Genomic DNA, 13,408 nt, shown 5'->3' with positions numbered 1-13,408 from the left:
TGGTCGCCCGGCAGATCCCGGGGGCCGGAAAGACGGAGGAGCACACGTGACCGTGGAAGGCACTGCCGCGCGCAGCGCGACGCGCCGCAGCGGCGGCACCGGGAAGCGCGCGAGCGCGGCCAGGAAGAAGAAGGCGGCCTCGGGCGACCCGGAGCTGGTCCAGCTGCTGACCCCCGAGGGCGAGCGGGTCGAGCACCCGGACTACGCCTTCGACCCCACCCCCGACGAGCTGCGCGGCCTCTACCGCGACATGCTGCTGACCCGGCGCTTCGACGCCGAGGCCACGGCGTTGCAGCGCCAGGGCGAGCTGGGCCTGTGGGCCTCGCTGCTCGGCCAGGAGGCCGCCCAGATCGGTTCGGCACGCGCGCTGCGCGACGACGACTACGTCTTCCCGACCTACCGCGAGCACGGCGTCGCCTGGGTGCGCGGCGTCGACCCGACGAACCTCCTCGGCATGTTCCGCGGCGTGAACCACGGCGGCTGGGACCCGAACAGCAACAACTTCCACCTCTACACGATCGTCATCGGCTCCCAGACGCTGCACGCGACCGGGTACGCGATGGGCGTCGCGAAGGACGGCGCCGACTCGGCGGTCGTCGCGTACTTCGGCGACGGCGCCAGCAGCCAGGGCGACGTGGCCGAGGCGTTCACCTTCGCCGCCGTCTACAACGCGCCGGTCGTGTTCTTCTGCCAGAACAACCAGTGGGCCATCTCCGAGCCCACCGAGCGCCAGTCCCGCGTGCCGATCTACCAGCGCGCCGCCGGCTTCGGCTTCCCCGGCGTACGGGTCGACGGCAACGACGTGCTGGCCTGCCTCGCCGTCACCAAGGCGGCCCTGGAACGGGCCCGTTCCGGCCAGGGGCCGATGCTCGTCGAGGCGTTCACGTACCGCATGGGCGCCCACACCACGTCCGACGACCCGACGAAGTACCGCCGGGACGAGGAGCGCGAGGCGTGGGAGGTGAAGGACCCGATCCTGCGTCTGCGCACGCTGCTGGAGAAGGAGAAGCTGGCCGACAAGGAGTTCCTCGACTCGATCGACGAGGAGAGCGACGCGCTCGCCAAGCGCGTACGGGACGCGGTGCGCACCATGCCGAACCCGGACACCACGGCCATCTTCGAGCACGTCTACGCCGACGGGAACGCCCTCGTCGACGAGGAGCGCGCGCAGTACGCCGCCTACCTCGAGTCCTTCGAGCCCGAGGAGGGCGAGCAGTCGTGACCGCCACCAGGATGCCTCTCGCGAAGGCGCTCAACGAGTCGCTGCGCAAGGCGATGGAGGACGACCCCAAGGTCCTCGTCATGGGAGAGGACGTCGGCAAGCTCGGCGGCGTCTTCCGGATCACCGACGGACTCCAGAAGGACTTCGGTGAGGAGCGGGTCATCGACACCCCGCTCGCGGAGTCCGGCATCATCGGCACGGCCATCGGGCTGGCGCTGCGCGGCTACCGGCCCGTGGCGGAGATCCAGTTCGACGGCTTCGTCTTCCCCGCGTACGACCAGATCGTCACGCAGCTCGCCAAGATGCACGCGCGTGCGCTGGGCAAGGTGAAGGTGCCGGTCGTCATCCGCATCCCGTACGCGGGCGGCATCGGCGCCGTGGAGCACCACAGCGAGTCGCCGGAGGCGCTGTTCGCGCACGTCGCGGGCCTCAAGTGCGTCTCCCCGTCGAACTCCTCGGACGCCTACTGGATGCTGCGGCAGGCCATCGAGAGCGACGACCCGGTCATCTTCTTCGAGCCCAAGCGGCGCTACTGGGACAAGGGCGAGGTCGACACCTCCACCGTCCCCGGCCCCGGACTGCACTCCGCGCGGATCGCGCGGGAGGGCACGGACGCGACGCTGGCGGCGTACGGGCCGATGGTGAAGACGTGCCTGGAGGCGGCCGCCGCGGCCGAGGAGGAGGGGCGGTCCCTGGAGGTCGTCGACCTCCGTTCGATCTCCCCGGTGGACTTCGACACCGTCCAGCGGTCGGTGGAGAAGACGCGCAGGCTGGTCGTGGTGCACGAGGCGCCGGTCTTCCTCGGTGCGGGCGCGGAGATCGCCGCCCGGATCACGGAGCGCTGCTTCTACCACCTGGAGGCCCCGGTGCTGCGCGTCGGCGGCTTCCACGCGCCGTATCCGCCGGCCCGGCTGGAGGACGAGTACCTGCCGGGTCTCGACCGGGTGCTCGACGCCGTCGACCGCGCGCTGGCGTACTGAGGACCGAGGAGAGTCGTGACGATGACGGACACTTCGACCCGTATCCGCGAGTTCCGGATGCCCGACGTGGGCGAGGGGCTGACGGAGGCGGAGATCCTCAAGTGGTACGTACGGCCGGGTGACACGGTCGCGGACGGGCAGGTGGTCTGCGAGGTGGAGACGGCGAAGGCCGCCGTGGAGCTGCCGATCCCCTACGACGGCGCGGTGCACGAGCTGCGCTTCGAGGAGGGGGTGACGGTCGACGTCGGGCAGGTGATCATCACCGTCGACACCGACCCGTCGGCCGGCCCGGTGGGGTCCCCGGCGAAGGTCGTGGACGCCGCGACCGCCGCGGGGGCCGCGGACACCGCCGGTTCCGTGGACACGGCGGGTGCCGACACCGACGCCGACGAGGCGGAGGACGGGCCCGAGGGCGGCAAGCGGCAGCCGGTGCTGGTGGGGTACGGGGTGAGCGCCAGCTCCACCAAGCGCCGCCCGCGCAAGCAGCGCCCCGGTGAGCTGAACGGCCGGGCGGAGGCGCCCGTACCCGAACCGGCGCCCGTACCCGAACCGGAACCGGCGCCCGTACCCGCGTCCCCGAACGGCGCGGGCCGCCCGCTGGCCAAGCCGCCGGTACGGAAGCTGGCCAAGGACCTGGGCATCGACCTGGCCACGGTCACCCCGACCGGCGCGGACGGCGTGATCACCCGCGACGACGTGCACGCGGCCGTCGCACGCGAGCCCGCGCCCGCCGCCGAGGCGGCCGGGCGTACGGAGCCCGTGGCCGGACGGACGGCCCCGGCGGTACGGCCCGCGTCCGGCGACGCGGCGCGGGAGACCCGCATCCCCGTCAAGGGCGTGCGGAAGGCCACCGCTGCGGCGATGGTCAGCAGCGCGTTCACGGCGCCGCACGTCACGGAGTTCGTGACGGTCGACGTCACCCGCACCATGCGGCTCGTCCGGGAGCTGAAGGAGGACCCGGACCTGGCCGGGCTGCGGATCAACCCGCTGCTGCTGGTCGCGAAGGCGTTCCTCGTCGCGATCCGGCGGAACCCGGAGGTGAACGCGGCCTGGGACGAGGAGAACCAGGAGATCGTCCAGAAGGGCTACGTCAACCTGGGCATCGCCGCCGCCACCCCGCGCGGCCTGATCGTCCCGAACATCAAGGACGCGGGCGCCCGTACGCTGCCGGAGCTGGCCACCGCCCTCGGCGACCTGGTCGCCACCGCGCGGGAGGGGAGGACCAGCCCGGCGGACATGCAGGGCGGCACGGTGACGATCACCAACGTCGGCGTCTTCGGCGTCGACACCGGCACGCCCATCCTCAACCCGGGCGAGTCCGCGATCCTGGCCTTCGGCCAGGTGCGGGAGCAGCCCTGGGTGCACAAGGGCAAGGTCAAGCCGCGCCATGTCACCACGCTGGCGCTGTCGTTCGACCACCGGCTGGTCGACGGCGCCCTCGGCTCGCGGGTGCTGGCGGACATCGCCGCCGTGCTGGAACGGCCGCGCCGCCTGATCACCTGGTCCTGACCGGTCCCGTTCCCGGCGACCACCCGGCCCCGTCCGCCCCGGCACCCGCCGCGGGCGGGCGGGGCCGGTGGCCGCCCGGTCCGCATCCTGGACCGGCGTACCGTACGCATACCTGTTGTATCTAAGATGCGTGCATGCCTTCCCCGTCCGCCCTCACCCCACCCGCGCCCACGTCCGGGGCCGCGTCCGCCTCCGCTCCCGCGAAGCGGCCCCCGGCGCCCGACCGCGTCTACGCGCACATCAAGCAGGCCGTGCTGGAGCGCCGCTACGAGGGCGGGATGCTGCTCACCGAGGGCGAGTTGGCCGCCGCGGTCGGGGTCTCCCGTACGCCGGTGCGGGAGGCGCTGCTGCGGCTGGAGGCCGAGGGGCTGATCAGGCTGTACCCGAAGAAGGGCGCGCTGGTGCTGCCCGTCTCGGCGCAGGAGATCTCCGACGTGGTCGAGACCCGGCTGCTCGTCGAGGAGCACTCCGTCCGCAAGGCCGCCGCCGCCCCGCCCGCCGGTTTGACCGACCGGCTGGAGGAGCTGCTCGCGCGCCAGCGCGCCGAGGCCGCCTCGGGTCGGCTCGCGGAGGTCGCCGTGCACGACCGCTGCTTCCACGCCGAGATCGTCCGCGCCACCGGCAACGACATCCTGGTCCGCCTCTACGACCAGCTCCGCGACCGCCAGTTGCGCATGGGCGTCGCCGTGATGCACTCCCACCCCGACCGGGTCGCGAAGAGCATCACCGAGCACGCCCGCATCCTCGACGCGATCCGCTCGGGCGACGCCGACGCGGCCGCCGACTCCGTACGGCAGCACGTCAGCCGCGTACGGCACCTGGTACGCGGTGACCTGACGTGAGCGGCATATCCGCGGGCGGCGGCTCGTCGCCCGGCTCCCCGCCCGGCCGCGCGCCCGGCTCCCCGTCCGGTTCCTCCGCCGGTTCCCCGGAGGGCTCCGGGCTCGGCGGGCGGCGGGCCGTCGCGATGTGGGGCATCGGCGTCGGCGTCTACTTCGTCGCGATCACCTTCCGCACCAGCCTCGGCGTCGCCGGGCTCGACGCGGCGGAGCGCTTCGACGTCAACGCCTCCGCCCTCTCCACGTTCTCCCTGCTCCAACTCCTCGTGTACGCGGGCATGCAGATCCCCGTCGGCCTGCTGGTCGACCGCTGGGGCACCAAGCGCGTGCTGGCGTTCGGCACGGTCCTGTTCACGCTCGGGCAGTTCGGCTTCGCGCTGTCCGAGACGTACGGGACGGCGCTGGCCTGCCGGGCGCTGCTCGGCTGCGGTGACGCGATGACGTTCATCAGCGTGCTGCGGCTCGGCGGGCGCTGGTTCTCCGCGCGGCGCGGCCCGCTGATCGGCCAGCTGGCCGGGCTGGTCGGCATGGCGGGCAACCTGGTCACCACGCTCGTACTGGCCCGGGTGCTCGCCGCGGCGGGCTGGACGCCGACGTTCGCGGGCAGCGCGCTCGGCGGCGTACTGGCGCTGACGCTGGTGCTCCTCTTCCTCCGGGACCACCCGGAGGGCCACGCCCCGGCGCCCCCCACCCGCCTCGGACGGGACTACGTGCGCCGCCAGATCGCCGACGCCTGGCGCGAGCCGGGCACCCGGCTGGGGCTGTGGGCGCACTTCACCACGCAGTTCCCGGCGATGGTGTTCCTGCTGCTGTGGGGGCTGCCGTTCCTCGTGGACGCGCAGGGCCTCGGGCGCGGTACGGCGGGCGGGCTGCTGACGCTGATCGTGCTGGCGAACATGGTCTTCGGCCTCGTCTACGGCCAGGTGATCGCCCGGCACCACACCGCGCGCATGCCGATCGTGCTCGGTACGGTCGCGGCGACCGCCGGGGTCTGGGCGCTGGTGCTCGCCTGGCCGGGCCGGGCGCCGATGGCGGTGCTGGTGGCGCTCTGCACGGTGCTCGGCGCGTGCGGCCCGGCGTCCATGGTGGGCTTCGACTTCGCCCGCCCGGCCAACCCGCCGGAGCGTCAGGGCACCGCCTCCGGCATCGTCAACATGGGCGGTTTCACGGCCTCGATGACGACGCTGCTCGCGGTGGGCGTGCTGCTGGACCTGACCGGTGACGACTACCGTGCCGCGTTCAGCACGATCTTCGTGCTCCAGGCGGTCGGGCTCAGCCAGATCCTCCGGCTGCGCGGGCGCGCGCGGCGCCGGGAGCGGGAACGGGTGGTCGCCAGCCGCGTCGAGGCGGTCCACCACGTCCCGGCGTGAACGGCGTGCCGCGCGCCCCGTCGGCCCGCCGCCGCCCGAAGGGGGGTCAGGGAACGACGGGGTCAGGGGACGACGGTGAAGTTCTTCATGATCGCCTTCGCCAGCGCCGCGTCCCCGTCCACCGTGACGTGCTCGGCCGCCACCTCCGGCCGTACCCGCCCGCAGGCCAGCCGTACGTACATCTCCCAGCCCAGAGAGAGCGTGACCGCCGGGCCCAGCGACGGGCTGCCGTTCACCGTGCCGTGCCCGTTCTCGTCGACGCGCACCGTGCGCAGGAACTCCACCGGCCCGCTGACGTCGATGACCACCGCCGAGTTCCGCGGGGCCGCCGCCCGCTCGGCGACCACCGGGCCCAGCCCCGAGATCAGCACGTCGCGGGTGACCAGCGCCGCGGGCGAGTCGAGGTTGCCCGGGAGCCGCAGCGCCCGGCGGACGTCCTGCTCGTGCACCCACACGTCGAACGCCCGCAGCATCAGCTGCTGTTCGAGGGTGACCTCCGCCCAGCCGGGGAGCACGTGCCGCACCATCGAGTCGTGCTCGCGCTTCTCGTTCCGCAGTTGGCGGGAGCGCCGGATGATCGTGTACTCCAGCTCGCTCGTCATCTCCGGGCCCGTGTGGTGGCGCCGCACGTCGACCTGGATCTCCATGTGGCGGCTGAACTCGTCCGTCACGTGGCGGATGTCGCGGGGAAGTGTGTGGATCGGGCGCGGATCGCCCAGCAGCTCGCATTCGATGCCGATGATGTGTGAGACGACGTCGCGGACGGACCATCCCGTGCAGTCGGTCCTGCGGTTCCACTCGCCCTCGGCGAGCGGCCGTACCAGCTCCGATATCGATTCTATGGACTGCGTCCAGGCGTCGGCGTAGTGCTGAAGGTTTGGGTGGTCGGACACGGAACCCCTCGGCGGTACGGTCGTTCGGCGGGCTGGGTGCTCTCAAGTTACGCTGCCCACGGGGACGGCGGCAGTGCTTTCGGGTGACGATGCTATGTCCCTTCGAGCCCCTTGAACGCAAGGACGGTGGTACGGTGCGCGCTTCCTCCCCGAACCCGAAGGAACCGGTCACGGAGTCCGTCCCGGCCCCGACCGGAGGGGCGCCGATCCGGGTGTCCCTGATCCAGCTGGACGTCGACCCGGCCGAGCCGCCCGCCGCGCGCCGCGCCCGTACGGCCGACCTCGTACGCGCCCAACACGCCGCGGATCTCGTGGTGTTGCCCGAGCTGTGGCCCACCGGCGCCTTCGACTACCCGCGCTTCGACGCGGAGGCCGAGTCCCCCGCGGAGGGCCCCACCGCCGAGGCGATGTCGGCGGCGGCGCGCGACGCGGGGGTGTGGTTGCACGCGGGCTCCGTCGTCGAACGGGCAGCGGACGGCGGGCTGTTCAACACCTCGCTGGTGTTCTCGCCGGACGGCGCGCTGGTCGCCACGTACCGCAAGATCCACCGCTTCGGCTTCGACCGGGGCGAGGCCGTCCTGATGGAGGCGGGCACCGAACCGGTCACCGTGGCGCACCCGTCGGCCGTACTGGGCCTGGCCACCTGCTACGACCTGCGCTTCCCGGAGATGTTCCGGCTGCTGGTCGACGCGGGCGCGGGCCTGTTCGTCGTACCCGCGGGCTGGCCCGCGCGGCGCGCGGCGCACTGGTCGCTGCTGGCCCGCGCCCGCGCGGTGGAGAACCAGGCGTACGTGCTGGCGTGCTGCTCCGCCGGTACGCACGCGGACGTGCCGCAGGCCGGGCGCAGCGTCGTGGTCGACCCGTGGGGCGAGGTCCTCGCGGAGGCGCCGGACGCGGCGGAGCGCGTCCTCACGGCGGTGGTGGACCCGGCGCAGGTGGCGCGGGTGCGGGAGGAGTTCCCGGCGCTGAAGGACCGCGTGCTGTAAGGCCGGGAACGGGACGGGAACGGGCCGGGAACGGGACGGGCCGGCGGCGGCCGTCGCTCGGGCCGCCGCCCGGACACCGCCTACTCGTCGTCGTCCTCCATCAGCCGGTCCACGCACACCGCGAGGGCGATCAGCACCGACGGGTCCGAGTCCGGCCGCTCCACCTGCACCGCGTACGTGTCGCGCACCCGGAACCACTTGCGGGAGACCCGCGCCAGCCGCTCCCCCTCGTACTCGACGTCGTACTCCTTGCCGATCAGGTCGCCCCGGATCTCCAGCTCCTCGCCGGTGGCCAGTTCGGCCCGGTAGACCTTCCGCATGGGGGTGAAGTGCTTCTCGCGGACGGTCAGCAGGGTGTCCCCGTCGCGCTCGACGACCATGGTGTCGCGGATGCTGACGGCCTTCTTCCGGATGACGGCGACGATGTCGCCCGCCGGGTTCTTCAGCTCGAACGTCTCGCGCAGCCGCAGCGCCTTGCCGTCCACGAGGAAGGCCCGTTCCCCGTTCTCGTCCGTGACCCAGAAGTCGTCGCCGATGCCGAACACGCGTTCCCGTACCAGATACCTCATGGCTCAGCTGTTTCCCCGCCCGCGCGAGATCTCACCTCCGTACGGCCGGAAAGCACGCCGCCCGCCCGTGTCGTCCCCCGGACGGCGCGGACGGGCGGCGCGGTGCGCGCGCGGCGGGTGTCACTCGACGACGAGCTCGACCGGGATGTTGCCGCGGGTGGCGTTGGAGTACGGGCAGACCTGGTGGGCCTGCTCGACGAGCTTGCGGCCGGTCTCCTGGTCGAGGGACTCGGGGAGTTCCACGCGCAGGGTGACGGCGAGCGCGAAGCCCTCGCCCTCCTTGCCGATGCCGACCTCGGCGGTGACGGACGCGTCGGCGACGTCGGCCTTGGCGGCCCGGCCGACCGCGCCGAGGGCACCGGCGAAGCACGCGGCGTAGCCCGCGGCGAACAGCTGCTCGGGGTTGGTGCCGACGCCGTCGCCGCCCATCTCCTTGGGCACGCTGAGGTCGAGGTCGAGCTTGCCGTCGGAGCTGACGGCCCGCCCGTCACGGCCGTGGGTGGCGGTGGCGGTGGCGGTGTAGAGCGGGTTCATCGGGTCCGTCCTTACGTCGTGGGTCCGGGCTCGTGGCGGCCTGCCCGGCCGTCCACGGCGGTAATTCAAGCACGCAATTAAGTTGTGCACAACTTAAATCTCGGCGGCGCTACCCTGATCGCATGAGCCCGCTCCCGCAACCCGCGTCCGACACCCCTCCGGGCACCCCGGGCGCCCCGGCGGACCCCGCGGACCCGCCGGACCCGACCGAACCGCCGGACCCCGCCGCCCCCGTCGACGCCCTCCGCCTCGACCAGCAGATCTGCTTCTCCCTCCACGCCGCCTCCCGCGCGTTCGACGGCCTCTACCGCGTCCTGCTCAAGGACCTCGGCCTGACCTACCCCCAGTACCTCGCCATGCTCGTCCTCTGGGAGGACGGCGAGCTGCCCGTACGGGACGCGGGCCGCCGCCTGCGCCTGGACTCCGGGACGCTGTCGCCGCTGCTCAAACGGCTGGAGGCGGCCGGGTACGTACGGCGGCGGCGCAGCCCCGAGGACGAGCGCTCCGTGCTCGTCAGCCCGACGCGGGAGGGGTGGGCGCTGCGCGAGCGGGCGCGCTCGATCCCGGTACGGATCGGGGCCGCCGCCGGGATCGAGGCCGACGACCTGCACGGGCTGCGCGAGCGGCTCGACCGCCTCACGCGGGCGCTGGACGACGCCGTACGCGACCGGACGTAACCTGCCGTAACCCGTCGTGACCAGGCGCGACCCGGCCGCGACCGCGTTCCGGCGTGACACCCTGGGGGCATGACGAGACGTGCGCGCGTACGCGCCCCCGAGCTGCGGGGCCGCGCCTGGCTGAACACCGGCGGCCGGGAGCTGACCCTGGCCGGACTCCGCGGCAGGATCGTGCTGCTGGACTTCTGGACGTTCTGCTGCGTCAACTGCCTGCACGTCCTCGACGAACTGCGCGACCTGGAACGCCGGTACGCGGACACGCTCGTCGTCGTCGGCGTGCACTCGCCGAAGTTCGCGCACGAGGCCGAGCCGGGCGCCGTCGTGGACGCCGTCGAGCGCTACGACGTGCACCACCCGGTGCTGGACGACCCGGAGTTGGCGACCTGGCAGCAGTACGCCGTACGCGCCTGGCCGACGCTCGTCGTCGTCGACCCCGAGGGGTACGTCGTCGCGCAGCACGCGGGCGAGGGCCACGCGCACGCGCTGGACACCCTCGTCGGGGAGCTGGTCGAGGAGCACGCGGCGAAGGGCACGCTGCGCCGCGGCGACGGCCCGTACGTGCCGCCCGAGCCGGAGCCCGGTGTGCTCCGCTTCCCCGGCAAGGCGCTGCGCCTGCCGGGCACCGGCCGGTTCCTCGTCTCGGACACCACCCGGCACCAGCTCGTGGAGCTGGCGGAGGACGGCGAGACGCCGCTGCGGCGGATCGGGGACGGCGTACGCGGGCTGGTCGACGGCCCGCCGGGAACGGCCCGCTTCAGCGAGCCGCAGGGCCTCGCGGCGCTGCCGGACGGCACGGTCGTCGTCGCGGACACGGTCAACCACGCGCTGCGCTCGTACGACCCGGTGACCGGCTTCGTCGGCACCCTCGCGGGCACCGGCGCGCAGTGGTGGCGCGGCGGGTCGGTGCGCGGCCCGGCGCGGGAGGTGGCGCTGTCGTCGCCGTGGGACGTGGCGTGGTTCGCGGACCGGGTGTGGGTGGCGATGGCCGGTACGCACCAGCTGTGGACGTACGACCCCGCCGCCGGGACGGTGGCGCTCACCGCGGGCACCGCCGACGAGGGGCTGGTGGACGGCCCGGCGGGCGAGGCGTGGTTCGCGCAGCCGTCCGGGCTGGCGGCGGCCGGGGACCGGCTGTGGGTGGCGGACGCGGAGACCTCGGCGCTGCGCTGGGTCCGGCGCGCGGACGGCGCCCGTACGGACAGCGAGCCGTACGGGCACGGGGACGCGTACGCGGACGGCTGGGAGGTCCGTACGGCCGTCGGCACCGGCCTCTTCGACTTCGGCCACCGCGACGGCGACGCCGAACAGGCCCTGCTCCAGCACCCGTTGGGTGTGACGGCGCTCCCGGACGGCTCGGTGGCCGTGGCCGACACGTACAACCACGCGCTGCGCCGCTACGACCCCGCGACCGGCCGCGTCAGCACCCTCGCCACCGACCTGCGCGAGGTGTCGGACGCGGTGCTCGCGGACGGCGGCGAGCTGCTGGCCGTCGAGTCCGCGCGGCACCGGCTGACCCGGCTGCGGCTGCCGGACGAGGCGGTACGCGTCCCGTCCGTCGCCCACCGCACGCGGCGCGCGGCCACCGGGGTCGCGCCGGGCGCGCTCCGGCTGGACGTCGTCTTCCGGGCGCCCGCGGGCCAGAAGCTCGACACGCGCTACGGCCCCTCCACCCGGCTGCGCGTCAGCGCCACCCCGCCGGAGCTGCTGGCGGAGGGCGCGGGCGACGGCACGGACCTCACCCGCGCCCTCGTCCTCGCGCCGGACGCCGGTACGGAGGGCGTGCTGCACGTCTCCGCGATGGCCGCGTCCTGCGACGACGACCCGGCTAACCCGTACCCGGCCTGCCACGTCCACCAGCAGGACTGGGGCGTCCCGGTCCGGGTCACGCCGGACGGCGCGCGGCGCCTCCCGCTGGTGCTGGCGGGCCTGGACACCGACGGCGACGCGGACGCCACCGACACCGATGCCGACACCGACGCCGCCACCGACGCCGCCGACCACTGAGCGCCGGGCGCCCGGAGACCGGGACTACCCCCAGTGGTGCTGGTTGTCCTCGACGCTGATCGGCGCCGCCGGGCTCGGCGGCTGCGTACGCCGCCGCTTGAAGATGCTCACGTAGACGGAGAGTCCGAGCATCCCGACCGCCATCAGGATGAGCCCGGCCGCGTCGAGGTTCACGGCCTCCGTGTTCCAGTCGACGGCCAGGGTGAGGATGGCCCCCGCGGCGAGCATGACGATGCCCATGGGTTGTCCCGCCTCCTTCGGACGCTGTCTGTGCTGTCCGGGAGGCGGGTACCAGGCCCGGCGCACGGCAAACGGCTGACGCCCCGCCAACCTCCTTACGCCCGCACCCCGTTGCCCCGCCCCCCGGCGTCCGGGGCGGGCCGCCTCAGCCCGCGAGGAACGCCGCGAGCGCGTTCGCCAGCAGGAACGGGTCGTCCGCGCCGCACAGTTCGCGTGCCGAGTGCATCGAGAGGATCGCCACACCGATGTCCACCGTGGCGATGCCGTGCCGGGCCGCGGTGATCGGGCCGATGGTGGTGCCGCACGGCATCCCGTTGTTGGAGACGAAGTGCTGCCACGGCACGTCCGCCCGCTCGCAGGCCGCCGCGAAGACCGCGCGGCCGGTGCCGTCGGTGGCGTAGCGCTGGTTGACGTTCGCCTTGAGGATCGGGCCGCCGTTCGGCATCGGGTGGTGCCCCGGCTCGTGCCGCTCGGCGTAGTTGGGGTGGACGGCGTGCCCGGTGTCGGACGACAGGCAGACCGTCCCGGCCCAGGCGCGCGCCCGGTCCTCGTAGCTGCCGCCGCGCGCGAACACCGAGCGCTCCAGCACCGTGCCGAGCAGCGGCCCGTCCGCGCCGGTGTCGGACTGGCTGCCGTTCTCCTCGTGGTCGAAGGCGGCGAGCACGGGCACGTGCGCCAGGTCCGTACGCCCGGCCGCCGCCGCCAGCGCCGCGGCGCCCGCGTGCACGGACAGCAGGTTGTCCATGCGGGGCCCGGCGACCAGTTCGCGCTCCCGGCCCAGGTACGCCGGGGGTTCCACGCTGTGGGTCATCAGGTCCCAGCCGGTGATGTCCGCCGCGCTCACCCCGGCCCCGCACTCCCCGGCGAGGAAGTCGAGGAGGTCGCCCTCGCGGGGGCTGCCGAGGCCCCAGACGGGCGTCATGTGCCGCTGCCGGTCCAGCTTCAGCCCGTCGTTGACCTGCCGGTCCAGGTGGATGGCGAGCTGCGGAACGCGCAGCAGCGGCCGGTCGACGTTCACCAGCCGCGTCGTACCGTCGCGCAGCGACAGCCGCCCGGCCAGCCCCAGGTCGCGGTCGAGCCAGGTGTTGAGCAGGGTGCCGCCGTAGATCTCGACGGCGATCTGCCGCCAGCCGTTCGCGCCGGTGTCCGGCACCGGCTTGACCCGCAGGTTCGGGGAGTCGGTGTGCGCCCCCACGATGCGGAACGGGGCGGCGGCCCCGGCGCCCTCCGGCACGTACCAGGCGATCAGCGCGCCGCCCCGCAGCACGTACCTGCCGCCGGTCCCGCCCTCCCAGGCGGCCGTCTCCTCGACCTGCCGGAAGCCCGCCTTCTCCAGCAGCCGCGCGGCGGTGGCCACGGCGTGGTACGGCGTGGGCGACTCCGTGAGGAAGGTCAGCAACTCGTCGGTGTGTCCGCGGTCGAAGCGACTGGCGTTCGTCATGGCCCTCAGCATACGAACGGGCCCGTGACCACCGGACGAACGGGGGCGGACTCCACTGTCCGGACGGCGCGGGACCCTCCGCGCGAACGGGACGGCTCCCCGTACGCCCGCGGCGCGCGCCCCCGTACGCCTGCGGGACCCGCC

At 73.8% G+C, this 13,408-nt stretch carries 13 protein-coding genes; 8 read left to right on the top strand and 5 right to left on the bottom strand.

The annotated features are described in order from the left end of the window. The first annotated feature begins 46 nt into the window (after positions 1 to 46). The 5 genes from pdhA (at position 47) to D7M15_RS13960 (ending at position 5,920) form a co-directional block, all read left to right on the top strand. On the top strand, positions 47 to 1,222 hold the full coding sequence (gene pdhA, locus D7M15_RS13980; protein WP_121517813.1) for a pyruvate dehydrogenase (acetyl-transferring) E1 component subunit alpha: 1,176 nt from the start codon (positions 47 to 49) through the stop codon (positions 1,220 to 1,222). Further along, on the top strand, positions 1,219 to 2,202 hold the full coding sequence (locus tag D7M15_RS13975; protein WP_121517812.1) for an alpha-ketoacid dehydrogenase subunit beta: 984 nt from the start codon (positions 1,219 to 1,221) through the stop codon (positions 2,200 to 2,202). Before pdhA ends, D7M15_RS13975 begins: the two co-directional genes overlap by 4 nt. 21 nt (positions 2,203 to 2,223) lie before the next feature. Further along, on the top strand, positions 2,224 to 3,711 hold the full coding sequence (locus D7M15_RS13970; RefSeq protein ID WP_121517811.1) for a dihydrolipoamide acetyltransferase family protein: 1,488 nt from the start codon (positions 2,224 to 2,226) through the stop codon (positions 3,709 to 3,711). A gap of 134 nt (positions 3,712 to 3,845) precedes the next feature. After that, complete coding sequence (locus tag D7M15_RS13965) at positions 3,846 to 4,553, top strand: GntR family transcriptional regulator (protein ID WP_121517810.1); 708 nt, start codon at positions 3,846 to 3,848, stop codon at positions 4,551 to 4,553. Between the two features lie 125 nt (positions 4,554 to 4,678). Next, positions 4,679 to 5,920 (top strand): MFS transporter, encoded by a 1,242-nt coding sequence (locus tag D7M15_RS13960; protein WP_121520765.1) that lies wholly within the window; start codon positions 4,679 to 4,681, stop codon positions 5,918 to 5,920. Positions 5,921 to 5,982: 62 nt separating this feature from the next. On the opposite strand, the gene D7M15_RS13955 is transcribed toward D7M15_RS13960, so the two are convergent. Further along, positions 5,983 to 6,813, bottom strand: coding sequence for a maleylpyruvate isomerase family mycothiol-dependent enzyme (locus D7M15_RS13955; RefSeq protein WP_121517809.1), 831 nt, complete (start codon positions 6,811 to 6,813; stop codon positions 5,983 to 5,985). Positions 6,814 to 7,019: 206 nt separating this feature from the next. Here D7M15_RS13955 and D7M15_RS13950 point away from each other — a divergent pair, with 206 nt between their 5' ends. Next, positions 7,020 to 7,799, top strand: coding sequence for a carbon-nitrogen family hydrolase (locus tag D7M15_RS13950; RefSeq protein WP_121520763.1), 780 nt, complete (start codon positions 7,020 to 7,022; stop codon positions 7,797 to 7,799). 80 nt (positions 7,800 to 7,879) lie between these two features. On the opposite strand, the gene D7M15_RS13945 is transcribed toward D7M15_RS13950, so the two are convergent. Both D7M15_RS13945 and D7M15_RS13940 read right to left on the bottom strand, forming a co-directional pair. Further along, the gene (locus D7M15_RS13945) at positions 7,880 to 8,368 is read right to left on the bottom strand and encodes an LURP-one-related family protein (RefSeq protein WP_121517808.1); all 489 of its coding nucleotides are present in this window, start codon (positions 8,366 to 8,368) and stop codon (positions 7,880 to 7,882) included. A gap of 120 nt (positions 8,369 to 8,488) precedes the next feature. Beyond that, positions 8,489 to 8,902: an organic hydroperoxide resistance protein gene (locus D7M15_RS13940; protein ID WP_121517807.1), complete on the bottom strand. Its 414-nt coding sequence runs from the start codon at positions 8,900 to 8,902 to the stop codon at positions 8,489 to 8,491. Between the two features lie 122 nt (positions 8,903 to 9,024). Here D7M15_RS13940 and D7M15_RS13935 point away from each other — a divergent pair, with 122 nt between their 5' ends. Continuing rightward, positions 9,025 to 9,579 (top strand): MarR family transcriptional regulator, encoded by a 555-nt coding sequence (locus D7M15_RS13935; protein WP_121517806.1) that lies wholly within the window; start codon positions 9,025 to 9,027, stop codon positions 9,577 to 9,579. A gap of 69 nt (positions 9,580 to 9,648) precedes the next feature. Beyond that, on the top strand, positions 9,649 to 11,583 hold the full coding sequence (locus D7M15_RS13930; RefSeq protein ID WP_121517805.1) for an NHL domain-containing thioredoxin family protein: 1,935 nt from the start codon (positions 9,649 to 9,651) through the stop codon (positions 11,581 to 11,583). Positions 11,584 to 11,607: 24 nt separating this feature from the next. On the opposite strand, the gene D7M15_RS13925 is transcribed toward D7M15_RS13930, so the two are convergent. Both D7M15_RS13925 and D7M15_RS13920 read right to left on the bottom strand, forming a co-directional pair. Continuing rightward, positions 11,608 to 11,823, bottom strand: a complete 216-nt coding sequence (locus tag D7M15_RS13925; RefSeq protein ID WP_121517804.1) for a hypothetical protein — start codon at positions 11,821 to 11,823, stop codon at positions 11,608 to 11,610. 145 nt (positions 11,824 to 11,968) lie between these two features. Further along, positions 11,969 to 13,264, bottom strand: coding sequence for a M18 family aminopeptidase (locus D7M15_RS13920; protein ID WP_121517803.1), 1,296 nt, complete (start codon positions 13,262 to 13,264; stop codon positions 11,969 to 11,971). Positions 13,265 to 13,408 lie beyond the last annotated feature (144 nt).

It is taken from the genome of Streptomyces sp. Z26 (genome assembly GCF_003665095.1).
In the GTDB taxonomy this organism is placed as follows: domain Bacteria; phylum Actinomycetota; class Actinomycetes; order Streptomycetales; family Streptomycetaceae; genus Streptomyces; species Streptomyces phytohabitans.
The sequence above is the reverse complement of the archived record's forward strand: the minus strand, read 5'-3'. Positions and strand labels throughout refer to the sequence as shown.

Excerpts from the sequence above, each read along its gene's own strand:
- D7M15_RS13940 (WP_121517807.1), bottom strand. The coding sequence starts at position 8,902 with ATGAACCCGCTCTACACCGCCACCGCCACCGCCACCCACGGCCGTGAC.
- D7M15_RS13920 (WP_121517803.1), bottom strand. The coding sequence starts at position 13,264 with ATGACGAACGCCAGTCGCTTCGACCGCGGACACACCGACGAGTTGCTG.
- D7M15_RS13945 (WP_121517808.1), bottom strand. The coding sequence starts at position 8,368 with ATGAGGTATCTGGTACGGGAACGCGTGTTCGGCATCGGCGACGACTTC.
- D7M15_RS13960 (WP_121520765.1), top strand. The coding sequence starts at position 4,679 with ATGTGGGGCATCGGCGTCGGCGTCTACTTCGTCGCGATCACCTTCCGC.
- D7M15_RS13925 (WP_121517804.1), bottom strand. The coding sequence starts at position 11,823 with ATGGGCATCGTCATGCTCGCCGCGGGGGCCATCCTCACCCTGGCCGTC.
- D7M15_RS13935 (WP_121517806.1), top strand. The coding sequence starts at position 9,025 with ATGAGCCCGCTCCCGCAACCCGCGTCCGACACCCCTCCGGGCACCCCG.
- D7M15_RS13965 (WP_121517810.1), top strand. The coding sequence starts at position 3,846 with ATGCCTTCCCCGTCCGCCCTCACCCCACCCGCGCCCACGTCCGGGGCC.
- D7M15_RS13970 (WP_121517811.1), top strand. The coding sequence starts at position 2,224 with ATGACGGACACTTCGACCCGTATCCGCGAGTTCCGGATGCCCGACGTG.
- D7M15_RS13930 (WP_121517805.1), top strand. The coding sequence starts at position 9,649 with ATGACGAGACGTGCGCGCGTACGCGCCCCCGAGCTGCGGGGCCGCGCC.